The sequence below is a fragment of the Streptomyces sp. NPDC005648 genome (assembly GCF_040605395.1).
Lineage (GTDB): Bacteria > Actinomycetota > Actinomycetes > Streptomycetales > Streptomycetaceae > Streptomyces.
In genome coordinates, this window is record NZ_JBEXCS010000002.1 from 53,454 (window position 1) to 75,747 (window position 22,294).

Below are 22,294 nucleotides of genomic sequence, written 5' to 3' on the forward strand. Positions count from 1 at the left end.
ATAACGGCACAAGGCGCTCAAAGGCTTGTGTGATCGGATGCGGGGGGTACCCGGGATGTCGGGATCCAGGTCGCCCGCAACAGCTGACGCTTCCTCAGGAGGACAAGTGGGACGACTCTTCGGCACGGACGGCGTGCGGGGCGTCGCCAACGCGGATCTGACGGCCGAGATGGCGCTCGGTCTGTCGGTCGCGGCGGCGCACGTGCTGGCCGAGGCGGGATCGTTCGAGGGCCACCGGCCGACAGCGGTGGTCGGACGGGACCCGCGCGCGTCCGGAGAGTTCCTCGAGGCGGCGGTGGTCGCGGGCCTCGCGAGCGCCGGCGTGGACGTCCTGCTGGTCGGTGTGCTGCCCACCCCGGCGGTGGCGTACCTCACCGGCGTGCTCGGCGCCGACCTCGGTGTCATGCTCTCCGCCAGCCACAACGCCATGCCCGACAACGGCGTCAAGTTCCTCGCCCGCGGCGGCCACAAACTCGACGACGACCTCGAGGAGCGGATCGAGGCGGTCTACGAGGCCCACCGCCACGGTGAGCCCTGGGAGCGGCCCACGGGCGCGGGCGTCGGACGGGTGCGGACGTACGGCGAGGGGTTCGACCAGTACGTGGCGCATCTGATCGCCGTACTGCCGAACCGGCTCGACGGGCTGAAGATCGTCCTCGACGAGGCGCACGGTGCCGCGGCGCGGGTGTCGCCGGAGGCGTTCTCGCGGGCCGGCGCCGAGGTGATCACCATCGGTGCCGATCCGGACGGGCTCAACATCAACGACGGCTGCGGCTCCACCCACCTCGGCCTCCTCAAGGCCGCGGTGATCCAGCACGGCGCCGACTTCGGCATCGCGCACGACGGTGACGCCGACCGCTGCCTGGCCGTGGACCACACCGGGGAAGAGGTCGACGGCGACCAGATCATGGCCGTACTGGCGCTGTCGATGCGGGAGCGCTCCGCGCTGCGGGCCGACACCGTCGTCGCGACCGTGATGTCCAACCTGGGCTTCAAGCTGGCGATGGAGCGCGAGGGCATCCGGCTCGTGCAGACCGCGGTCGGGGACCGGTATGTGCTGGAGGAGATGAAGGAGCACGGGTTCGCCCTCGGCGGCGAGCAGTCCGGGCATGTGATCATCCTCGACCACGCGACGACCGGCGACGGGACGCTGACCGGCCTGATGCTGGCGGCCCGGGTCGCCGAGAGCGGGCGGTCGCTGCGCGAACTGGCCTCGGTGATGGAGCGGTTGCCGCAGGTGCTGATCAATGTGCCGGACGTCGACCGGACCCGGGTGGGGACGTCGGCGGAGCTGGCGTCCGCCGTCTCCGAGGCCGAGCGCGAACTCGGCTCGACCGGGCGGGTGTTGCTGCGCCCCTCGGGCACCGAGCCGCTGGTGCGGGTCATGGTCGAGGCGGCCGACATCGACCAGGCGCGGTCGGTGGCCGGGCGGCTCGCGGACGCGGTGAAGTCGGCCCTGGGCTGACTCCCCGGGCGGCGCGCGTCCCGGGACGGGTAAGGTCCGTGGAATGCCGAGAGTCAAGGTCAGCGTGATCGTCCCCGTGTACAACACGGGGAAGTACGTCGACGAGTGCGCGCCGTCCCTGCTGGGCCAGTCGCTGCCCGCCGACGAGTACGAGGTCGTCTACGTCGACGACGGCTCGACGGACGACACCCCGGCCCGGCTGGAGAAGATCGCGGCGGAGCACCCGAACGTGCGGGTGCTCACCCAGCCCAACTCCGGCTGGCCCGGCGCGCCCCGCAACCTCGGCATGCGGCACGCCCGGGGCGAGTACATCCAGTTCGTCGACCACGACGACACGCTCGGGCCCGAGGCCCTGGAGCGGCTGTACGAGCACGCCAGGAACAACGACGCCGACGTGGTGCTCGGCAAGATGTCCAGCACCATGGTCCGGCCCCGCCGTCTGTTCCGGCACAGCGTGGACGCCTGCACCATCGAGAACGACGAGCTCATGCAGAGCATGTCGCCGCACAAGATGTTCCGCCGGGCGTTCGTCGAGGAGCACGGCCTGCGGTTCCCCGAGGGACCGTGGATCCTGGAGGACCTGCTCTTCGTGAGCGCCGCCTATCTGAAGGCGGAGCGGATCTCGATCCTCGCCGACTACCCCTGCTACTACTGGATGAAGCGGGACGACGGCGGCAACAACACCCAGCACCGGTTCAACCCCCGGCACGGCTTCTGGGCCAACTGCCGCACCATCGTCCGCCAGATCAAGGACGCCACCGAGGCCTCCGACGACCTCGACGCCCTGCAGAACCGTCTCCTCCACCGGCTCTACCACGTCGAGATCCTCTCCCGCACCCGCGAGCCCGAGATCCTCCGCGAGGACCCCGCCGAGCAGCGGCAGCGCTTCGAGGCGGCCCGCGAGCTGGCGCTGACCGAGTTCCCGGCGGCCGTACGCGAGGGCCTGCCCACCGTGTCCCGGCTGCGCGCCGAACTCCTCGAACGCGGTGACTTCGACGGCGCGTCGGCGCTCGCCGAACGGGTCCGCGAGGTGAAGGCCCGCAGCGAGGTCGGCGGATTGCGGTGGGAGGCCGGACGGCTGGTCGCCGATGTCACGCTGAGCCTGCTGCGCGGGGACGGCGAACCCCTGCTCGTCGTGGAGCGGGACGGCAAGCGGTGGCTGGACCCCGAGCTGCTCGCCGGTGTGCCCGGCACGGAGGACGGCTGGGAGATCCGCGACCCGTTCCGGCTCGCCTACGCGGAGCTGGTGGTCAAGGACCGGGACCGGGATGACTGGTGGTACCCCGAGGGCGACCTGGAGGTCCGTCTGGAGCCGTTCGGCGAGGGCCGTTCGCGGCTCGTCGCGTCCGGGCGGCTGCTGCTCGACCCCGAGCGGCTGGCCGGCGGACGGCCCCTGGAACGCGGGGTGCACGACGTATGGGCGTACGTCCAGCTGCTGGGCATCGACCGGATGGTCCGTGTCACCGGCGCCGGCACCCCGGGCGCCCCGGCCACGGGCCCGGCGCTGACCGGCGGGCGGCTCGCGCTGCCGTACTGGACGGGCAGCGGCCAGCTCGCCCTCGACATCGACCAGCGGCAGCGCGGACTGGGTCCGGACATGGCACAGGCCGCCGCCGGGAACGCCGGGCGCGGTGAGCGCTCGCTGCCGCTGCCGTACCTGGCGGCCACGGCGGACGGCGGTCCGGCCCGACTCAAGGTCACCGTGGGCGCCCGCGCCGTGGACGCCGAGCTGATCGCCGGCCCGGACGGCACCACGGGAGCGCTGCGCCTGCCCGCCCGTCTGTCCCTCCCGTCCGGCCGGCACCCGGTCACCCTCCCGAAGACGGACACCCCCGTCGCGTACGCCGTGATCCGCGACGGCGCGCTGCTGCGCCTGGAGGGCCCGGCCTACGCCGCGGGCACGGGCCGCCGGTGGGCCGACGCGCTCGCGGACAACGGAGGGGTGCGGAAGGTACGGCGACGGCTGGGACGGGGCTGAGGTCCGGGCCCACGACACCTTCGGCCCTCGACACCTTCGGCCTACGACACCTTCCGCCACAGCCACTTCTGGGCCAGCAGGGTCATCGTGCCGGCCAGCACGATGCCCAGGAGGTTCAGCAGGAGCTGCTCGGTGGAGCCCCAGGCCTGGCGGTACTCGCTGTAGGCGAAGGCGACGGCCGCGTTGGCCGCCGCCGGGACCGTCGTCACGGAGATGGCGACACCCACCAGCAGCCCCGACTTCGCCGAGGTCAGCGACAGGGTGCCCGCGATGCCCGCGAGTACGGCGACCACGAAGGAGAAGGCGTCGGGGCGGTAGATGAAGTTGGTGTTGGGGCGGGTCGCCTGCAGCTGCACCTTGGTGAACAGACCGACACCGTCCATGAAGTACGTGAAGCCCACCGTCACCGCCATCGCCACCGCGAACCCCACCAGCAGCGCGATCAGCGAGCGCAGCGCGAGCCGCGGATGGCGTTGCACCATGGCCGTGCAGATACCGGCCAACGGCCCGAACTCCGGGCCCACCGCCATCGCGCCCACGATGAGGATCGCGTTGTCCAGGACCACACCGCAGGCCGCGATCATCGTGGCGAGGGTGATGAAGGCGACGTAGGTGAAGGAGAGCGTCGACTCCTCGTGGGTCGCCTCGGTGAGGTGTTCCCACAGGACCGCGTCCGCGCCCTCGCCCGGAGCCTCCGCCGCGGCCTTGTCGGCGCGCTTGGACAGGGAGAGGTCGATGTTCTCGACGGCGATCGAGCCGGTCTGCTCGATGCCCAACTCCTGCAGCCCGGTGAGGAGTTCGTCGCCGGCCTCGCGGGCCACGTCGCACATCACGACATCCCCCGCCGGGTTGCGGGCGGCACCGGGCAGGACGACCACATGGGTGGTGCCGACCGTCTTCTCGATGAGACGGACCACGTCCTCGGTCCGGTCGGCCGGGGTGATCAGGCGCAGGTGCAGCATGGGGGAAGGCTAGCGGTCACAGTTTCCGCAGCCGCAGGCGCTGGACCTTGTGGTCGGGACCCTTGCGGACCACAAGGGTGGCGCGGCCCCGGGTGGGGGCGATGTTCTCCATCAGATTCGGCTTGTTGATGGTGCGCCACTGGGCGCGGGCGTAGTCGAGGGCCTCCTCCTCGGAGACCTGGGTGTACTTGCGGAAGTACGAGTCCGGGTCCTGGAAGGCGGTCTGACGCAGCTTCTTGAAGCGGTTGAGGTACCAGCGCTCGATGTCGTCGGCCGCCGCGTCGATGTACACGCTGAAGTCGAAGTAGTCGGCGAGACCGACCCGGGTGCGGCCGTCCTGGCCGGGCAGGGCGGGCTGCAGCACGTTCAGCCCCTCGACGATCAGGATGTCCGGGCGGCGGACCACGAGCTTCTCGCCGGGGACGATGTCGTAGATCAGGTGCGAGTAGACGGGCGCGGTGACCTCGTCCTTGCCGGCCTTGATGTCGGCGACGAAACGGGTCAGGGCGCGGCGGTCGTACGACTCCGGGAAGCCCTTGCGGGACATCAGGCCACGGGCCTGGAGCTCCTTGGTGGGGAGCAGGAATCCGTCGGTGGTGACGCGCTCCACGCGCGGGTGCTCGGGCCAGCGGGACAGCATCGCCTGGAGGAGCCGGGCGACCGTCGACTTCCCGCACGCCACCGACCCGGCGACGCCTATCACGAACGGGGTGCCGGACTGGGCGCCCTGCTCGCCCAGGAAGGTGTTCAGCGCGCCTCTGAGGCCGTCGGTGGCGCCGACGTAGAGGTTGAGCAGCCGGGAGAGCGGGAGATAGACGTCCCGGACCTCGTCGAGGTCGATGACGTCGCCCAGACCGCGCAGCTTCTCGACCTCCTCGGCGGTGAGGGGGAGCGGCGTCTTGTCACGCAACGCGCTCCACTCCGTGCGGGTGAGGTCGACGTAGGGAGTCGCCTCCGGCCTGTGCCGGTGGGCGCTCCGGGGCATCGAGGAGGCCGGAGAGATCACAGTCCATTGTGAACGGAGTTTGAACGGGGTGGGGGGTGGGGTCGGTCACGTGCGGTCCCAGGGTCAGGAGTCGCTCCTGAATTTCCGATTTCGGGCACGCTGAGCCGTGTTTCGCCCTGGCCCGGCCCTTAGGCTGCCGCCCATGTGCGGAATCGTGGGATACGTGGGGTCGCAGTCGGCGCTCGATGTCGTGATGGCCGGGCTGAAGCGGCTGGAGTACCGGGGGTACGACTCGGCGGGGGTCGCCGTGCCGGCCGACGGGGGGCTGGCGGCCGCGAAGAAGGCCGGGAAGCTCGTCAATCTGGAGAAGGAGCTCGTCGACCGGCCGCTGCCGGCGGGGAGCACCGGGATCGGGCACACACGCTGGGCGACACACGGCGGGCCCACCGACGCCAACGCGCATCCGCATCTCGACAACGCCGGACGCGTCGCCGTCGTGCACAACGGGATCATCGAGAACTTCGCCGCGCTGCGGGCCGAGTTGACGGAGCGCGGGCACGCGCTGGCCTCCGAGACCGACACCGAGGTCGTCGCGCATCTGCTGGCCGAGGAGTTCTCGGCGACCGACGACCTGGCCGAGGCCATGCGGCTGGTGTGCCGGCGGCTGGAGGGGGCGTTCACACTGGTCGCGGTGCACGCCGACGCACCGGACGTGGTCGTGGGGGCACGGCGCAACTCCCCGCTCGTGGTGGGCGTCGGGGAGGGCGAGGCCTTCCTCGCCTCCGATGTCGCCGCGTTCATCGCCCACACCCGCTCCGCCATCGAGCTGGGCCAGGACCAGGTGGTGGAGCTGCGGCGCGACGGCGTCGTGGTGACGGGGTTCGACGGCACCCCGGCGGAGGTCCGGTCGTATCACGTCGACTGGGACGCGTCCGCGGCCGAGAAGGGAGGCTACGACTACTTCATGCTCAAGGAGATCGCCGAGCAGCCCAAGGCCGTCGCCGACACCCTCCTGGGCCGTATCGACGCCGGCGGCTCGCTCACGCTCGACGAGGTGCGGATCTCCGCCTCCGAGCTGCGGGAAGTCGACAAGGTCGTCATCGTCGCCTGCGGTACGGCCTTCCACGCCGGGCTGATCGCCAAGTACGCCATCGAGCACTGGACGAGGATCCCGTGCGAGGTGGAGCTGGCCAGCGAGTTCCGTTACCGGGATCCCATCCTGGGCACGCGGTCGCTCGTCATCGCCATCTCGCAGTCCGGCGAGACCATGGACACCCTGATGGCGCTGCGGCACGCGCGCGAGCAGGGGTCCAAGGTGCTGGCCATCTGCAACACCAACGGTTCGACGATCCCCCGGGAGTCGGACGCGGTCCTCTACACGCATGCCGGCCCGGAGGTCGCCGTCGCCTCCACCAAGGCCTTCCTCACCCAGCTCGTCGCCTGCTATCTGGTCGCCCTGTACCTGGGGCAGGTGCGCGGCACCAAGTGGGGCGACGAGATCAGCGCCGTCATCCGGGACCTGTCGCGGATCTCCTGCGAGGTCGAGCGGGTGCTGGAGACCATGGAGCCGGTCCGGCAGCTCGCGCGGTCCCTCGCCGACAAGGACACCGTGCTGTTCCTGGGGCGGCACGTCGGGTACCCCGTCGCGCTGGAAGGGGCCCTGAAGCTGAAGGAGCTCGCCTATATGCACGCCGAGGGGTTCGCGGCCGGGGAGCTGAAGCACGGCCCGATCGCGCTGATCGACCACGACCTGCCGGTGGTGGTGGTCGTGCCCTCGCCCCGTGGGCGGTCCGTCCTCCACGACAAGATCGTGTCCAACATCCAGGAGATCAGGGCGCGGGGGGCCCGGACGATCGTCATCGCGGAGGAGGGGGACGAGGCGGTGGTGCCCTACGCCGACCATCTCATCCGCATCCCGGCGACGCCGACCCTGCTGCAACCGCTCGTGGCCACCGTGCCGTTGCAGGTCTTCGCCTGCGAGCTGGCGACGGCCCGCGGCAACGAGGTGGACCAGCCGAGGAACCTGGCGAAGTCGGTGACGGTGGAGTAGGGGTGGCGGGGGAAGCGACGGTGGTGCGGGCGGCGGTCGCGAGGGGCGCAGACGGGCGGTTCAGGCGGGGGCGGAGTCCGGCTGCTCAGCGCACACCTCGATCAGCAGCCCCTCGGCCTTGCGCAGCCAGTCGTGGGACTCCTTGTCGCCTATCTGCAGGCGAAGCACCGCATGCCCGTGCTGCTTCTGGTGGTGTGTCAGGACAGGGCGACGGCCAAGTGGGCGGCGGGCCCGTTCGACTGCGGTACGCGTGGTTGGACGGCTCAGCGGACGTATCCCTTGGTCGTCGGTCCTGACAACCTTCCGGTCATCACCGATGCCAGGACCGCGGGGAAGAACCTCGCGTTGGCGTTGCTCTCGGTCCTGGCGCACGCCCGTAGCCCTGAGTGCGTCGCCATACTGGAGGCAGTCGCGGCCGCTCTTCACGAACTGCAGGAAACGGATCCCAAAACCGCTGGGTATTTCTTCGAGTTCCTGGAAATCAACCTGGGTAACACCCCAGCCGGAGAGAAACTGAGGGAAATCATGGCAGTCATCTTCTTCCCGGGCCGGGGGACGGTCCGGGAGACGGCCTACTTGGAGGGCAAGGCGGACGGGCAGGCGGAGGGCAAAACGGAAGGGCGGGTCGAAGACCGTGCCTTGATGGTTCTGCGCGTTCTGGAGAAGCGTGGCATTCCGGTCGATGAGGAGGTTCGGGAGCGTGTCGCCTCTTGTGCCGACCTCGACATGCTCACGCTCTGGTTCGACCGGTCTCTGACGGTTTCCGTGGCGGATGAGCTGTTCGCCGGGGAGTAGGCGCCCTGGATCTAGGGTGCTCGGCATGAGCATCATCGGGGTCGGTATCGATGTGGCCGAGATCGAGCGGTTCGAGGCGTCGCTGAAGCGGACGCCCGGGATGGCTGAACGGCTTTTCGTGGAGCGCGAGTTGCTGTTGCCGAGCGGGGAGCGGCGCGGGTTCGCCTCGCTCGCGGCGCGGTTCGCCGCGAAGGAGGCCCTGGCGAAGGCGTTGGGGGCGCCGGCCGGGTTGTTGTGGACCGACGCCGAGGTCTATGTCGAGGACAGCGGGCAGCCGAGGTTGCGGGTGAAGGGGACCGTGGCGGCCCGGGCGGCGGAGTTGGGTGTGCGGGCGTGGCATCTGTCATTGAGCCATGACGCGGGGGTGGCCTCGGCCGTGGTGATCGCGGAGGGGTGATGTCCGCGCACTTCCGCCACCGGGTGAACGGTGGGTGTGCGCGACTCCCCCCGTCCGGGGCAGACTCGGTCGCATGCGTACTGCGTACAGCGTGGAGACCGTAAGGGCCGCCGAGCGGGAGCTCATGGCGCGGCTTCCCGAAGGGGCGTTGATGCAGCGGGCCGCTGCCGGGCTCGCCGCCGCCTGTGCCGACTTGCTCGGTCGGGTGTACGGCCGGCGGGTCGTGCTGCTGGTCGGGAGCGGGGACAACGGGGGTGATGCCCTGTACGCCGGTGCGCGGCTGGCCCGACGCGGGGCGGGGGTCGTCGCCTTGCTGCTCTCGGCCGAGCGGGCCCACGCCGGAGGGCTCGCGGCGTTGCGGCGGGCGGGCGGGCGGGTCGTCGCGGTCTCCGGTGCCGCCGGTGACGGTGCCGATACCGGTGCCAGTGGTGCCGGGGGCCGGGACTCAGGCTTCACGCCCGTGGAAGAAGTCGTCCTCCGTGCCGATCTCGTTCTCGACGGCATCGTCGGTATCGGTGGCAAGGGGGGACTTCGGCCCGAGGCGGCGAAGTTGGCCGAGGTCGTCCGTGAGTCCGGTGCCGCGGTCGTCGCCGTCGATCTGCCCAGCGGTGTCGACGCCGACACCGGTGAGGTGCACGGCGCCGCAGTCCGGGCCGATCTGACCGTCACCTTCGGTACGCACAAGCCGGGGCTGCTCATCGATCCCGCGCGGGAGTACGCCGGGTCCGTACGGCTCGTCGACATCGGACTGAGGGACGTACTGCCCGCCGAACCCGCGCTGGAGGCGCTGCAGCATGCCGATGTCGCCGCGCTGCTGCCCGCACCCGGTGCCGAGAGCGACAAGTACCGGCGGGGAGTGGTCGGGATCGCGGCCGGGTCGGCCCGGTATCCGGGGGCTGCCGTGCTCGCCGTGTCCGGGGCGCTGAGGGGCGGTGCCGGTGCCGTGCGGTACGTCGGGCCCGCCGGAAACGCCGTTCTCGCCCGGTTTCCCGAGACGCTCGTGTCGGATCAGGGGCCGCACAAGGCGGGCCGGGTGCAGGCCTGGGTGGTCGGTCCGGGGGCCGGGGACGACGCCGGGACCGTGGCGGAGGTGCTGGAGGCGGACGTGCCCGTGCTGATCGACGCCGACGGGCTGCGGCTCGCCGAGCCGGACATCGTACGAGCGCGTCGTGCGGCCACCCTCATGACCCCGCATGCCGGAGAGGCCGCCGCCCTGCTCGGGGTCTCACGGGAGGAGGTCGAGGGGGCGCGGCTCAAGTGGGCGCGGGAACTGGCCGGCACGTATCGGGCGACGGTGCTGCTCAAGGGGTCGACGACCGTTGTCGCCGGTCCGGCGGGGCGGGCCGTACGGGTCAACGCCACCGGGACGCCCTGGCTGGCCACCGCGGGGAGCGGGGATGTGCTGTCCGGGCTCGCCGGGTCCCTCCTCGCATCGGGGCTCTCCGCGCTGGACGCGGGGAGCGCGGCCGCCTATCTCCACGGCCTCGCCGGCCGCTTCGCCGCGGACGGCGCACCGGCCGGAGCGCATGACGTGGCAGAGGCAATCCCAGAAGCCTGGCGGGACGTACGGAGCTGAACGGCGCCCGGGAGGCCGGGGGCCTGGTGAGGCCCGGGCCGGCGGAGGCTTCCTGGCCGGGGCTCCGGGGGCTCGGGGAGGCTCGGGGACCTGGGCAGGCCCGGGGACCTGGGCAGGCTCGGGGACCTGGGCAGGCCCGGGGACCTGGGGGAGCAGCTGGGGCCTGGGGAGGCTCCGGGGGCCCGGGGCAAAGGCCCGGGGCGAAGGTCCGGGGCGAAGGCCTGGGGGAGTTCGGGGAGGACCGGGGGCTACCGGGTTTCCTCCACCACGCTGAGGATGTTTCCCTCGCTGTCCTTGAACCAGGCGCCCCGCATGCCCGCGCCCTCCGCCACCCCGTTCACCGTCTTCAGGCCGGGCTGGTCGTACTCCTCGAACGTGACGCCGTGGCCGCGCAGCTCCGTCATCTCCGTGTCGAGGTCGGCGACCGTCCAGCCGGCCAGGGTGTGCGCGGCCGACCCGCCGTTCGGTGTCGCGTAGACGAGGAAACGGGTGCCGCCGGACTCGAAGAGGGCGACGCCCTCCCGGTCGTCGATCAGCTTGAGGCCGAGCGTGTCGCCGTAGAAGCGCTTGGCCCTGTCGAGGTCAGCGGCGGGAATCACGGCGTTCAGCGGTGTGTCTGCCAACATGTCCTCCACCTCCTGACACCAGGCTAGGCCCGCTCCGCAATAAGGGTGACCCGGCCGCGCGGCATCGCCGATCCTCTGCGATGCCGCGTTTTTCTGATCGCATGATCAGTAGACGAATCGCCCGCAAGGTGACCCATAAGGCCGCCCGCGAGGCCGCCCACAAGGTGGGCCGCAAGGTCGGCCACAGAGCCGTCGCCGTGGTGCTCGCCGCCGCGACGGTCCTTCCGCTCAGCGCCGCGGCCCCGGCACCCCCCGTGCCCGCCCCCGGCCCCGAGGCCGAGCTCGTCCCCGGTGTGGCCCCCGGACCCGCCCAGCCCTGGCAGATCGACACGCCGGACCAGGTCCTCCCGCCCAGGGTGTACACGCCCACCGCGGCGGAGGACGCCGTGGAGCCGCGGGACGCGGTGCCGGGGACGTACGACCTCGTCGAGTACGTCCCCCTCGGCGACGCCGTCGCGAAGGTCGCGTGCAGCAAGCAGACCGGGCCCTATCAGCGGGCCGTCGAGCGGTGGCTGAAGCTGAAGGTGGACGGCCGGCAGTCGGCCGCCGACTGCCGGGCCATCCGCGCGTTCCAGATCAAGTACAAGATCAAGCCCGCGATCGGCTTCGCCGGTCCCGTCACCTGGGCCACCATGCAGCTCATCGGGGCCAGGAAGAATCCCAACGCCGCCAAGAAGTGCCCCGTGCGCAGCTACCGGGTCGCCTGTGTCGATCTCAGCCGTCAGCTCACCTGGGTGCAGAAGGGCAAGAAGGTCGTCTTCGGACCGGTGCCGATGCGCAGTGGGCGGGCGGGTCACCGGACCCGTCCCGGGTGGCACACGATCTACTGGCGGCACAAGAACCACTGGTCGACGCTCTACAACTCGCCCATGCCCTACGCCCAGTTCTTCGACGGCGGCGAGGCCTTCCACGCGGTCTACGGCAGCATCTACACCACCGTCGGCTCCTGGGGCTGCGTCAACCTGCGGCTCGCGGACGCCCGGAAGCTGTGGGGCGTGCTGAAGAAGGGCGACCGGGTGTACGTGTGGGGACGCAGACCCGGTAGCTAGACGGGCTCCCGGCGCTGTCGCCCCCCTCTGAGACACTGGGGGCGCCATGACTGAGACAGCATCTGCCCCGACCGCACCCCTGCGGGCCCGCGCCGAGATCGATCTGGGAGCCCTGCGGGCCAATGTGCGGGCTCTGCGCGCCCTCGCACCGGGGGCGCAACTCATGGCCGTCGTGAAGTCCGACGCGTACGGCCACGGGGCGGTGCGGTGCGCCCGGGCGGCCGTACGGGCGGGGGCCGACTGGCTGGGGACGGCCACCCCCGAGGAGGCCCTCGCGCTGCGCGAGGCGGGCCTGCCGGGCCGGATCATGTGCTGGCTGTGGACGCCGGGCGGGCCCTGGGACGAGGCCATCCGGGCCGACATCGACGTGTCGCTCAGCGGGATGTGGGCCCTGGAGGAGGTCACCCGGGCCGCCCGGCGGCTCGGTGCCCCCGCCCGCGTGCAGCTCAAGGCCGACACGGGACTGGGGCGCAACGGCTGCCAGCCCGGCGACGACTGGGCCCGGCTGGTCGAGGGCGCCCTGCGCGCCGAGGCCGAGGGGCTCGTGCGGGTCACCGGTCTCTGGTCCCACTTCGCCTGCGCCGACGAGCCGGGCCATCCCTCCATCGACGCCCAGCTCGTCCTCTTCCGCGAGATGGTCGCCCACGCCGAACAGCGGGGCGTCCGCCCGGAGGTCCGGCACATCGCCAACTCCCCGGCCACGCTCACCCGCCCGGACAGCCACTTCGACCTCGTGCGCACCGGGATCGCGCTCTACGGCATCTCGCCCAGCCCCGAGGTCGGCGCCCCGGCCGACTTCGGACTGCGTCCCGTGATGACGCTCGCGGCGAACATCGCGCTGGTGAAGCATGTTCCGGGGGGTCATGGCGTCAGTTACGGGCATCGTTACATCACCCCCGGCGAGACGACCCTCGGACTGGTGCCCGTCGGCTACGCGGACGGGGTTCCGCGACACGCCTCCGGAAGCGGTCCGGTGCTGGTCGGGGGCAAGTGGCGGACGGTGGCAGGGCGGATCGCGATGGACCAGTTCGTGGTCGATCTGGGGGGCGACGAGCCACCCGTCGGCGCGGAGGCGGTGCTGTTCGGGCCCGGAGACCGCGGCGAGCCGACCGCCGAGGACTGGGCTCAGGCCGCCGGGACGATCGCGTACGAGATTGTCACCCGCATCGGAACCCGCGTTCCCCGCGTCTATGTGAATGAGGAACAAAGCGGGTAACCGCACAGGGGCCGACGGCACCGTCAGCGGCACAGCGCAGGCCACAGAGGCAACACGCGCAACACCGGCAATACGTGTCACACAGGCAAAAAGGCAACACAAGTAACACAGGTAACACAGGCAACGTCTGCATCACCCGACCCAGTGAACCAGTGAACCAGTGAACAGGAGCGGTACGTGAGCGAGAGCAGTGCGGAGGCCGTCGCAGCCGTCGCCTCCGCCACGGGGGCGGCCGCGGCCGGGAACTGGCGCCGGGCGACCGGTATCGCCGGCGCCGCGATAGGCGTGGTGGCGGCGGGTGCCGCGGCCGGGGTCGCCATCGAGCGCCTCACGGTCGGGCGCGGTATGCGCAAGAAGGCGCGGCTCGCGCTCGACTCGACCGGGCCGTACGGCTCGCTGCGCGGTACACCCGGCAAGGCCTACGCCGACGACGGGACCGAGCTGTACTACGAGGTGGACGACGTCGACCCGGTGGCCGTGCCCGCGCTCGGCCCGCGCCGGCGCCGGCTGTTCGGCCGGAAGGCGCCGGCGCCGGTCACCGTCGTCTTCAGCCACGGCTACTGCCTGAACCAGGACTCCTGGCACTTCCAGCGGGCGGCGCTGCGTGGCGTCGTACGGACCGTGCACTGGGACCAGCGCAGTCACGGTCGGTCCGGGCGCGGGGCGCGGCAGGTGCACGACGGGGTGCCCGTCGACATCGAGCAGCTCGGGCGGGACCTGAAGGCGGTCATCGACGCGGCGGTGCCGACCGGGCCGATCGTGCTCGTCGGGCACTCGATGGGCGGGATGACCGTGATGGCGCTCGCCGACCAGTACCCGGAGCTGATCCGCGACCGGGTCGTCGCCACCGCCTTCGTCGGTACCTCGTCCGGGAAGCTGGGAGAGGTCAACTTCGGGTTGCCCGTCGCCGGGGTGAACGCCGTACGGCGGGTGCTGCCGGGCGTGTTGAAGGCGCTGGGGCAGCAGGCCGCGCTGGTGGAGAAGGGGCGGCGGGCGACCGCCGATCTGTTCGCCGGGATCATCAAGCGGTACTCGTTCGCCTCGCGGGACGTCGACCCGGCGATCGCGCGCTTCGCCGAGCGGATGATCGAGGGCACGCCGATCGACGTGGTCGCCGAGTTCTATCCGGCGTTCAACGACCACGACAAGACCGAGGCGCTCGCCCTGTTCACGGACATGCCGGTGCTCGTGCTGGCCGGTATCGGGGACCTCGTGACGCCCAGTGAGCACAGCGAGGCCATCGCCGACCTGCTGCCGGACGCCGAGCTGGTGCTGGTTCCGGACGCCGGGCACCTGGTGATGCTGGAACACCCGGAAGTGGTCACCGACCGGCTCGCCGACCTCCTCACCCGCGCGGGCGCGGTGCCGGCAGGGGCTACCGTGGGGGGCTATGGAAGCACCAGCAGCACCGCACAACCCGGTTGAGACCCGGCTGACGGTCACCGCTCCCGAGCAGATGCAGGACCTGGGCCGTCGTCTGGCCAAGCTGCTGCGCGCCGGTGACCTCGTCATGCTGAACGGCGAGCTCGGCGCCGGCAAGACCACCCTCACCCGTGGCCTCGGCGAGGGGCTGGGCGTTCGGGGCGCGGTCACCTCGCCCACCTTCGTGATCGCCCGTGTGCACCCGTCCCTGGGCGACGGCCCGCCGCTCGTCCACGTCGACGCGTACCGCCTGGGCGGCGGGCTGGACGAGATGGAGGACCTGGACCTCGATGTCTCGCTGCCCGAGTCCGTGGTCGTCGTGGAGTGGGGCGAGGGCAAGGTCGAGGAGCTGACCGAGGACCGTTTGCATGTGGTCATCCACCGGGCGGTCGGCGACACCGCGGACGAGGTACGGCATGTGACGGTGACGGGGCTCGGGGAGCGCTGGGCGGCCGTGGACCTCACGGTGTTGTCGGTCTGACCGCTGGCCGTTTCCGTGAACGTTCCGACAAGACGTCGGCAAGATATTGCATGTGCGGTCTTGTACGTGGTCACATGGTACCCAGTCCGTAGTTAGGTCTACCTAACTACGCCCGCCCCCGCTCATCAGGAGGCGTCCATGTCGGCCACGGAACGAGACGAGCAGCGGCCCCGCGTGGTGTCCGCTGTGCCCATGCGCGAGTTGCTGGCGTCCTGCGCCGCCGCCGCGGAGATCTCCACGCCACCGCGGCTGCCCGATCCCGGGCTCGCCGAGCGGCCCGAAGCCGCCTGACCCGGCGACCGCGCGACCGGCCGCCCGATTCAGCCGCCGAAGCGCGCGAGCCAGTCGGTGTGCTGCGGCGACATCAGCTGCTCGGTGTCGGCCACGGTCTGGGACCACTGCCCCTCGGGCGCGCTGGTGGCCAGCACGATCCGTTGGGTCTCCAGCGCCTCACGGACCAGCTCGTGCGCGTACGACAGCGGGTGGTGCCGCCGGGTCTCCATCCAGGCGACACCGGTGGCCGCGGCGGCCGCCAGCAGGCCGCTGAGATCCCAGTTGGCTGCGATACCGGTACTCCTGGCCAGGGCGGCGCTCAGCGCGAGCAGGGTGAGCAGCACGGTCAGCATGGACCAGGTGGCGGCCGCCCGATGGGCCTGGACCGCCCGCCCGCTGTACCAGCCGAGCTGGTCGAGGACCCGGTCGCGCAGATAGATGTCCCTTCTGGTCGCGAAGGGCTGGACGCGTACCGTCCGCATGGCACGGGTGATCTCGGGATAGCGCGGATCGCCGGTCTGCCGGCCCTCGGAGGGCTCCCGCCAGCCGATCCTGCGTAAAGGGCGCAGATGTTCCTCCAGCTGCTGGTGGAACAGCCCCTCGGGATCGGGGACTCCGGTGGGGAACGGCCCGCCGTGCACCATGTACTGCCAGGCCAGCGACTTGACGATCTCGGCCGCGTCGCGGTGCGCCTGCCAGTGGGCCCTCGCCCGGCGCCGCTGGATGACGACGCCGGTGACCACGGTGAGTCCGTACAGCAGGGCGGACAGCGCCGTGAGCACATGGCTGTTGAAGCGGTCGGCCAGGGTGGCGCAGCCGGTCGCCACGAGCAGCAGCGCCAGCTGGGCCTTGGTGGCACGGAAGGACTCGCTCTGACGGTTGAGCGCCCACTGGTCGTTGGAGCGGAACAAGGGCGGCAGGTCCTCGTGGCCTATCTTCGCGCTTGGCCCCGGAATGTTGTGTCCAGGAGTCGTCGCCGTCATGGGCGTCACCTCGCCATGAAGGGGGGAAGACTCATGGTGACTTGGAGTGGCACGGGTGCCAACACCGCGTAGCGCAGGAGGGCTTGATGTGAACGCCGGGGGCGGGTGTGAGACGTCTGCGGCGGCCGTCGGCCCTGTCGGTCCGTCCGGTTCCCTCGGCCGCCGACAACTCCTCGCCCGATGGCGGGCGTTGGGAATCCTCCCCGGGGACATCCTGCTGGTGCACGCGTCCCTCAAGGCCGTCGGGGCGGTGCGCGGCGGAGTCCGGGCGGTCGTCGACTCCCTGGCGGACGCGGTGGGGGCGGACGGCACCCTCGTCGTCTACACACAGACACCCGACAACTCAGACCCGTCCCGGTGGCCCCTCACCCGCGGATACGCCGTCCCCGCCACGGAGTGGCCCCGGCTGCGGGCGACCCTGCCGGCCTTCGACCCCGAGCGGACCCCGAGCTTCGGTGTCGGGGTCCTGCCCGAGGAGGTCCGCACCCGTGCCGGGGCGCTGCGCAGCGGCCATCCGCAGAGTTCGTTCGCCGCGCTCGGACCGGCCGCCGCGTGGATCACCTCCGGGCACGCCCTGGACTGCCACCTGGGCGAGGACTCCCCGCTCGCCCGGCTGGAGGAACTGCAGGCGCGGATCCTGCTGCTGGGGGTGGGCTACTCCGTCTGCACGGCGTTCCACCTGGCGGAGTACCGGGTGCCGGGGCAGGGCACACGGGAGTACGGTTGCGCGGTGGCCGACGGTCCGGGAGGGCGGCGCTGGCACCGCTACCGGGACGTGGACTTCGACGCCTCGCACTTCGCGGAGCTGGGCGAGTCCTACGAGGCGCTGGCGGAGCGGCCGGTCACCCGGGGGCGGGTGGGCCGGGCCGACTGCCGACTCCTCGCCCTGGCCCCGGCGGTGGCGTACGCCCGCACCTGGCTGATCGACCGGCGCGCGGGCCGTGACCGGCAGCCGTGATCACCCGCTCAGGGGACCACGACCACCTTCACCCCGATCGTGGCGAACTCCCACAGCGCGTCCCCGTCCTCGCGGGACTCGCGGATGCCGCCGGTGCGGACGTCGGTGTCGGCCGTCGTCCCGGGCTTGCCGACCGCCGCGCTGAAGCCGATGGCCACGCCGTCCACGGCCGTGAAGCGGACGACGTGCTCGATCGGGGTGCCGTCGGTGCCGGTGACCGAGTTGGCGCGGGAGGTGACGGGGTAGGTGCCGGGGACCGGGTCGAGGCTGCCCGGTGTGACCGTGAACGTACGGGTGACCCTGTCGCGCGCGTCAACCAGCCACACCCGGTCGGCGTCCACCGAGTACACGACCCGTTCACCCGAACCGGAGACCGCGGGCAGGGCGGTGGGGTTCGTCGTGTCGCGGGGCGCCTCCGGGGCGGCGGCCGCCGGGGAGATGCTCGTCCGCGGCTCGCTCAGGCCGACCGGGACCGTCGCCGAGGCCTGGTAGGCGAGGACGCCGACCGTCACGAGGGCCGCCGTGGTGAGCCCGAACACGAACCCCGAGCTGCCGCCTGCCACCGTCGCCCACCTGCCCCATCACCTCGTACACCGGACTCCCCGGCGACCGTAGCAGCCGACAGGCCCCCCACCCATGCGGCAGTGCCGCGCCCCAAATCGCCGTACGCTGTTTGCGTGCTCTTGCTCGCTCTGGATACCGCCACCCCCGCCGTCACCGTCGCCCTGCACGACGGACGTGAAGTCGTCGCCTCGTCGAGTCAGGTGGACGCGCGCCGGCACGGAGAGCTGCTGCTGCCGGCCGTGGACCGCGTCCTCGCCGGGGCGGGGCTCAGGCTGGACGCCGTCACCGGGATCGTCGTAGGCATCGGACCCGGCCCCTACACCGGGCTGCGGGTCGGGCTGATGACCGCCGACACCTTCGGGCTCGCCCTGGGTGTGCCCGTGCACGGTGTGTGCACGCTGGACGGGCTGGCGTACGCGGCCGACATCAAAACCGGCCCCTTCGTCGTGGCGACCGACGCCCGGCGCAAGGAGGTCTACTGGGCGCGGTACGCGGACTCCCGCACCCGGCTGACCGAGCCGGCCGTGGACCGGCCCGCCGATATCGCCGAGCAGGTCAGGGGGGTCCCGGCCGTCGGGGCCGGCGCGCTGCTGTACCCCGACACCTTCCCGGACGCGCACGAGCCCGAGCACGTGTCCGCGGCGGCGCTCGCCTCCCTGGCCGCCGAGCGGCTGGCCGCCGGCGAGGAGCTCCCCGCGCCCCGGCCGCTGTATCTGCGCCGGCCGGACGCCCAGGTCCCCAAGAACTACAAGGTGGTCACCCCCAAGTGACCGACGCCGTGACTGCTCGACTGCGCGAGATGCGCTGGTGGGACATCGATCCCGTGCTGGAGCTGGAGAAGGACCTCTTCCCCGAGGACACCTGGTCCCGGGGCATGTTCTGGTCCGAGCTGGCGCATGCCCGCGGGGCCGAGGCGACGCGACGGTACGTCGTCGCCGAGGACGGCGACCGGCTCGTGGGATACGCGGGCCTCGCCGTCTCCGGCACCACGTCCGACACCGGCTTCGCCGCGGTCGCCGACATCCAGACCATCGCCGTCGCCCGCGACCACTGGGGCACCGGCCTCGGCGGTCTGCTCCTGACCGAGCTCCTGCGGGCGGCCACCGACTTCGAGTGCGCCGAAGTGATGCTGGAGTGCCGGATCGACAACATCCGCGCCCAGAAGCTCTACGAGCGCTTCGGCTTCGAGGGCATCGGCTTCAGACGCGGCTACTACCAGCCGGGCAACGTGGACGCCCTGGTGATGCGACTGACCGATCCATCCACATCCGTACAAGGAACCGGAATCCATGGCTGACGAACCCCTCGTCCTCGGTATCGAGACCTCCTGCGACGAGACCGGCGTCGGCATCGTCCGCGGGACCACCCTGCTGGCGGACGCCATCGCGTCCAGCGTCGACGAGCACGCCCGTTTCGGCGGGGTGGTGCCGGAGGTGGCGAGCCGCGCCCACCTGGAGGCGATGGTCCCGACGATCGACCGCGCGCTGAAGGAGGCGGGGGTGAGCGCCCGCGACCTCGACGGCATCGCGGTCACCGCGGGTCCCGGCCTCGCGGGCGCCCTGCTCGTCGGTGTCTCGGCGGCGAAGGCCTACGCCTACGCGCTGGGCAAGCCGCTGTACGGCGTCAACCACCTCGCCTCGCACATCTGCGTGGACCAGCTGGAGCACGGGGCCCTGCCCGAGCCGACGATGGCGCTGCTGGTCTCCGGCGGACACAGCTCCCTCCTGCTGTCCACGGACATCACCTCGGACGTACGGCCCCTCGGCTCGACCATCGACGACGCGGCCGGCGAGGCCTTCGACAAGATCGCCCGGGTGCTGAACCTCGGCTTCCCCGGCGGTCCGGTCATCGACCGCTACGCGAAGGAGGGCGACCCCTCGGCCATCGCCTTCCCGCGGGGCCTGACCGGGCCGCGCGATCCGGCGTACGACTTCTCCTTCTCCGGTCTGAAGACGGCCGTGGCCCGCTGGATCGAGGCCAGGCGGGCGGCGGGGGAGGAGGTGCCGGTGCGGGACGTGTCGGCCTCCTTCCAGGAGGCGGTCGTGGACGTGCTGACCCGCAAGGCCGTACGGGCCTGCAAGGACGAGGGCGTCGACCACCTGATGATCGGCGGCGGTGTGGCCGCCAACTCGCGGCTGCGGGCCCTCGCGCGGGAGCGGTGCGAGAAGGCGGGGATCACACTCCGGGTGCCGCGGCCCAAGTTGTGCACGGACAACGGCGCGATGGTGGCGGCCCTCGGCGCGGAGATGGTGGCGCGGGGCCGGGCGGCCTCCGGCTGGGACCTGTCCGCGGACTCCTCACTGCCGGTCACCGATCCGCATGTGCCCGGACACGGCCATGTCCACGAGGTCGCCGCGGGCAACCTCTACGCATGACCGTCGCGTTGATGTGGGAGGCGCGGGCGGCCGAGGGCCGGGGTGCCGAACTGCTCGCCTGGGCGCGGGCGCAGAAGCTGCCGTCGCGCCCCCTGCGCCGAGAGACCTTCCGCGCCTCGCAGGACCGGGTCCTGGTCATCACGTGGTGGGACGCGTCCTACGACGCCGAGCTGCCCGAACTTCCCGAGCCGACCGGTGAGTTGGTGAGCCGCGCGGTGCACCGGTGGCGGTTCGAGTCGGTTGCGGCGGAGGACTGAGTTCGTCCGTTCGACGCACATGTGTCCGATATGCATGAGCATATGACGTATGCCCATCTATTCTGTTACATATCTCACTTGTGTAAAGCTGGAAAGCTTCTGCTGACCGCCCCCTGTTCGGACGGATACATTCCTCATTCTCGGTATGCGCCTTCTGGTCGACTTCGTTCGCCGGCGCACACCATCCGGGGGAGAGGGCTGGGGGGCCTATGCAGGTGGGAGAGATGGCGGTCGAGGCTGTCCGGATTCTGACGCACTCGATGACGTCGGCGGCGGCGAGCGCGGGGGAGATGGCGCAGGGGGTGGCCACGCGACTCCTGGCGGATCTGGTCGCGGACCGGCTGCGGAGCAGGGGGAGCGAGCGGGAGTGGGAGAGCTTCACCCGCGACCCGCGCAACAGCTCGCTCGTCGAGTACCTGTTGAGACAGGAGGCGGAGGACGACGGCGACTTCCGGCTCGCGCTCGCGGAAGCGGTGCGCGGGGCGAAGGCTGAGCGGCCGGCCGGGGTGAGCGTGAAGTCGATCAGCATCGGACGGGACGGCGACGCACAGATCGGCGACCGGCGGGACACCTACGGCGACCACAACCGGGTGGTCAGCGGGGGCGGTTCGCTCTACGAGAGTGAGGTCACCCAGCACCGGGACGGCGACACCTACGAGGGGGACGTCCACAACGACAACCCGCTCGGACGGTATGTGCTGATCGCCCTCGCCGTCCTGGCGCTGCTGCTCCTCGTGTTCAAGGGCATCCCGGCCGTCATCGGCGGCGGCAGCGACGACGGCCTCTCGGCCTCCTCGACCTGCAAGGAGTTCCTCAACGCCGACCAGGGGACCGAGTCGCAGGCGCTCGTCGACATCGCGACGTCCAGGGGGCTCGGCGGCTTCGGCAGCCCGCTCGCGCTGCCCGCCATCCGCTACGAGTGCAGTTACCGCCCGTCCGAATCGCTGGGCGCGGTGATCGAGCAGTACAAGGGCCAGTTCTGACGAGAGTCCTGGCGCAGGGGGATCAGTCATGCATATGCATCAAGGGGGATCAGTCATGCATTGGGGTGTCTACGAAGTCTTCTCCGTGATCTCGGGGGCCGTGCTTCTCGTGTGCGGGTTCCTGTTGCCCAACGTGACGGTGAAGGACAGGGCCTGGTCGGTGATCGGCGGCGTGTTCCTGCTGGTCTACGGCGTCCATGTCGCCCAGCAGACCTCGGGGACGTACTACTTCCCGGTCGTCATCTTCATCGTCCCGGCGGGGGCCGTGCTCTATCTGCTGGCCGCCGCCTTCGGCCTGACGGCGTCCGAGGCCGGGGGCGGCCGGGACGACGGCGAGTAGGGGAGGGGGACCGCCATGACCGAGGAGATCGCCTACGGGCCCACCGACGCCCGGCCCGGACAGCCGACGTGTCCGCGCGAGGACTGCCGGCAGTTCAACAAGCTGGAGCTGGGCCGTCGTTGCCGTGGCTGCGGACACCGGACGTCGCCCCGGCCACAGCCCGACCTGTTCCGGACACTGGGCTACCAGCCCGCGACCGCACCGGCTCCGCCCATGCCGACGGGCGCGCCGCCCACGTGGACCGGCGCGCCGCCCGTGCCCACGGGCGCGCCACCCGCGCCGACGGGCGTGCCGCCCATGCCGTTCGCGCCGCCCCGCCCGTCGGCGGGACCCGTCCCGGCCGCGCCGCCGGCGTACGGGTCGCCGATGCCCGCCCGGCCGCCCGCTCCCGCGCTGGGGGTGCGGGAGACCGTCTCCCGTGCGGTGTTCGGGGGCTTCTGGTGCCTGATCGGAGCGGTCGCCGTCGTCGCCGCGGTGTCGGGGCTGGCCAAGGGGGACGTCGGCGGCTTCCTGCTGAGCGCGCTGGTGGCCACGGCGAGCGGCTTCTACGCCCGTTACATCTTCCGCGGCGGACGGTTCCGGATCCTCTTCTGGTGAG

Annotated in this window: 24 protein-coding genes; 19 read left to right on the top strand and 5 right to left on the bottom strand. The window is 71.6% G+C overall.

Going from position 1 to position 22,294, the window contains the following annotated elements; all coding sequences use genetic code 11:
• Nucleotides 1–106: 106 nt before the first annotated feature.
• On the top strand, nucleotides 107–1,465 hold the full coding sequence (gene glmM, locus ABZT17_RS01630; protein WP_356342314.1) for a phosphoglucosamine mutase: 1,359 nt from the start codon (nucleotides 107–109) through the stop codon (nucleotides 1,463–1,465).
• Nucleotides 1,466–1,508: 43 nt separating this feature from the next.
• The gene (locus ABZT17_RS01635; RefSeq protein WP_356342316.1) at nucleotides 1,509–3,443 is read left to right on the top strand and encodes a glycosyltransferase family 2 protein; all 1,935 of its coding nucleotides are present in this window, start codon (nucleotides 1,509–1,511) and stop codon (nucleotides 3,441–3,443) included.
• 41 nt (nucleotides 3,444–3,484) lie between these two features.
• Here ABZT17_RS01635 and ABZT17_RS01640 read toward each other — a convergent pair whose 3' ends face one another.
• Both ABZT17_RS01640 and coaA read right to left on the bottom strand, forming a co-directional pair.
• On the bottom strand, nucleotides 3,485–4,405 hold the full coding sequence (locus ABZT17_RS01640; RefSeq protein WP_356342318.1) for a DUF389 domain-containing protein: 921 nt from the start codon (nucleotides 4,403–4,405) through the stop codon (nucleotides 3,485–3,487).
• 16 nt (nucleotides 4,406–4,421) lie between these two features.
• The gene (gene coaA / locus ABZT17_RS01645; protein ID WP_356342321.1) at nucleotides 4,422–5,390 is read right to left on the bottom strand and encodes a type I pantothenate kinase; all 969 of its coding nucleotides are present in this window, start codon (nucleotides 5,388–5,390) and stop codon (nucleotides 4,422–4,424) included.
• Between the two features lie 163 nt (nucleotides 5,391–5,553).
• Here coaA and glmS point away from each other — a divergent pair, with 163 nt between their 5' ends.
• From glmS to ABZT17_RS01665, 4 genes are all read left to right on the top strand, one after another.
• Entirely contained in the window at nucleotides 5,554–7,401 is a 1,848-nt protein-coding gene (glmS, locus tag ABZT17_RS01650; protein WP_356342323.1) for a glutamine--fructose-6-phosphate transaminase (isomerizing), read from the top strand.
• A 171-nt stretch (nucleotides 7,402–7,572) separates the two neighbouring features.
• Entirely contained in the window at nucleotides 7,573–8,196 is a 624-nt protein-coding gene (locus ABZT17_RS01655) for a hypothetical protein (RefSeq protein WP_356342326.1), read from the top strand.
• Between the two features lie 25 nt (nucleotides 8,197–8,221).
• The gene (locus ABZT17_RS01660) at nucleotides 8,222–8,593 is read left to right on the top strand and encodes a holo-ACP synthase (protein WP_356342328.1); all 372 of its coding nucleotides are present in this window, start codon (nucleotides 8,222–8,224) and stop codon (nucleotides 8,591–8,593) included.
• Between the two features lie 73 nt (nucleotides 8,594–8,666).
• Nucleotides 8,667–10,169: an NAD(P)H-hydrate dehydratase gene (locus tag ABZT17_RS01665; RefSeq protein ID WP_356342331.1), complete on the top strand. Its 1,503-nt coding sequence runs from the start codon at nucleotides 8,667–8,669 to the stop codon at nucleotides 10,167–10,169.
• 248 nt (nucleotides 10,170–10,417) lie between these two features.
• Here ABZT17_RS01665 and ABZT17_RS01670 read toward each other — a convergent pair whose 3' ends face one another.
• Nucleotides 10,418–10,795, bottom strand: a complete 378-nt coding sequence (locus ABZT17_RS01670; protein WP_356342333.1) for a VOC family protein — start codon at nucleotides 10,793–10,795, stop codon at nucleotides 10,418–10,420.
• Nucleotides 10,796–10,992: 197 nt separating this feature from the next.
• Here ABZT17_RS01670 and ABZT17_RS01675 point away from each other — a divergent pair, with 197 nt between their 5' ends.
• The 5 genes from ABZT17_RS01675 to ABZT17_RS01695 all read left to right on the top strand — a co-directional run bounded on the left by ABZT17_RS01675 (nucleotide 10,993) and on the right by ABZT17_RS01695 (nucleotide 15,254).
• Entirely contained in the window at nucleotides 10,993–11,844 is an 852-nt protein-coding gene (locus tag ABZT17_RS01675; protein ID WP_356342651.1) for a L,D-transpeptidase, read from the top strand.
• A 46-nt stretch (nucleotides 11,845–11,890) separates the two neighbouring features.
• Nucleotides 11,891–13,060: an alanine racemase gene (gene alr / locus ABZT17_RS01680; RefSeq protein WP_356342335.1), complete on the top strand. Its 1,170-nt coding sequence runs from the start codon at nucleotides 11,891–11,893 to the stop codon at nucleotides 13,058–13,060.
• A gap of 177 nt (nucleotides 13,061–13,237) precedes the next feature.
• Nucleotides 13,238–14,485, top strand: coding sequence for an alpha/beta hydrolase (locus tag ABZT17_RS01685; protein WP_356342337.1), 1,248 nt, complete (start codon nucleotides 13,238–13,240; stop codon nucleotides 14,483–14,485).
• The gene (gene tsaE / locus ABZT17_RS01690) at nucleotides 14,451–14,963 is read left to right on the top strand and encodes a tRNA (adenosine(37)-N6)-threonylcarbamoyltransferase complex ATPase subunit type 1 TsaE (RefSeq protein ID WP_356342339.1); all 513 of its coding nucleotides are present in this window, start codon (nucleotides 14,451–14,453) and stop codon (nucleotides 14,961–14,963) included. The genes ABZT17_RS01685 and tsaE overlap by 35 nt, the downstream gene beginning before the upstream one ends.
• Nucleotides 14,964–15,101: 138 nt before the next feature.
• Nucleotides 15,102–15,254, top strand: a complete 153-nt coding sequence (locus ABZT17_RS01695; protein ID WP_356342341.1) for a hypothetical protein — start codon at nucleotides 15,102–15,104, stop codon at nucleotides 15,252–15,254.
• A gap of 29 nt (nucleotides 15,255–15,283) precedes the next feature.
• Here the strand turns inward: ABZT17_RS01695 and ABZT17_RS01700 are convergent, their stop codons facing one another.
• The gene (locus ABZT17_RS01700) at nucleotides 15,284–16,147 is read right to left on the bottom strand and encodes a DUF4231 domain-containing protein (protein ID WP_356342654.1); all 864 of its coding nucleotides are present in this window, start codon (nucleotides 16,145–16,147) and stop codon (nucleotides 15,284–15,286) included.
• Nucleotides 16,148–16,409: 262 nt separating this feature from the next.
• Between ABZT17_RS01700 and ABZT17_RS01705 the strand changes: the two genes are divergently transcribed.
• On the top strand, nucleotides 16,410–17,177 hold the full coding sequence (locus tag ABZT17_RS01705) for an AAC(3) family N-acetyltransferase (RefSeq protein WP_356342343.1): 768 nt from the start codon (nucleotides 16,410–16,412) through the stop codon (nucleotides 17,175–17,177).
• A gap of 8 nt (nucleotides 17,178–17,185) precedes the next feature.
• On the opposite strand, the gene ABZT17_RS01710 is transcribed toward ABZT17_RS01705, so the two are convergent.
• The gene (locus tag ABZT17_RS01710) at nucleotides 17,186–17,740 is read right to left on the bottom strand and encodes a hypothetical protein (protein ID WP_356342345.1); all 555 of its coding nucleotides are present in this window, start codon (nucleotides 17,738–17,740) and stop codon (nucleotides 17,186–17,188) included.
• Between the two features lie 114 nt (nucleotides 17,741–17,854).
• Between ABZT17_RS01710 and tsaB the strand changes: the two genes are divergently transcribed.
• The 7 genes from tsaB (at nucleotide 17,855) to ABZT17_RS01745 (ending at nucleotide 22,293) form a co-directional block, all read left to right on the top strand.
• Complete coding sequence (gene tsaB / locus ABZT17_RS01715; protein WP_356342348.1) at nucleotides 17,855–18,511, top strand: tRNA (adenosine(37)-N6)-threonylcarbamoyltransferase complex dimerization subunit type 1 TsaB; 657 nt, start codon at nucleotides 17,855–17,857, stop codon at nucleotides 18,509–18,511.
• Complete coding sequence (gene rimI / locus ABZT17_RS01720) at nucleotides 18,508–19,038, top strand: ribosomal protein S18-alanine N-acetyltransferase (RefSeq protein WP_356342351.1); 531 nt, start codon at nucleotides 18,508–18,510, stop codon at nucleotides 19,036–19,038. The genes tsaB and rimI overlap by 4 nt, the downstream gene beginning before the upstream one ends.
• Nucleotides 19,031–20,116 (top strand): tRNA (adenosine(37)-N6)-threonylcarbamoyltransferase complex transferase subunit TsaD, encoded by a 1,086-nt coding sequence (gene tsaD, locus ABZT17_RS01725; protein ID WP_356342353.1) that lies wholly within the window; start codon nucleotides 19,031–19,033, stop codon nucleotides 20,114–20,116. Before rimI ends, tsaD begins: the two co-directional genes overlap by 8 nt.
• On the top strand, nucleotides 20,113–20,373 hold the full coding sequence (locus tag ABZT17_RS01730; RefSeq protein ID WP_356342355.1) for a hypothetical protein: 261 nt from the start codon (nucleotides 20,113–20,115) through the stop codon (nucleotides 20,371–20,373). Before tsaD ends, ABZT17_RS01730 begins: the two co-directional genes overlap by 4 nt.
• 224 nt (nucleotides 20,374–20,597) lie before the next feature.
• A complete protein-coding gene (locus tag ABZT17_RS01735) occupies nucleotides 20,598–21,356 on the top strand; it encodes a hypothetical protein (RefSeq protein ID WP_356342357.1) in 759 nt (252 codons plus the stop codon).
• A 55-nt stretch (nucleotides 21,357–21,411) separates the two neighbouring features.
• Entirely contained in the window at nucleotides 21,412–21,696 is a 285-nt protein-coding gene (locus ABZT17_RS01740; RefSeq protein ID WP_356342359.1) for a hypothetical protein, read from the top strand.
• Between the two features lie 15 nt (nucleotides 21,697–21,711).
• Nucleotides 21,712–22,293 carry a hypothetical protein gene (locus ABZT17_RS01745; RefSeq protein WP_356342361.1) on the top strand — a complete coding sequence of 194 codons (582 nt, stop codon included), beginning with the start codon at nucleotides 21,712–21,714 and terminating at the stop codon, nucleotides 22,291–22,293.
• The last annotated feature ends 1 nt before the right edge of the window (nucleotide 22,294 follow it).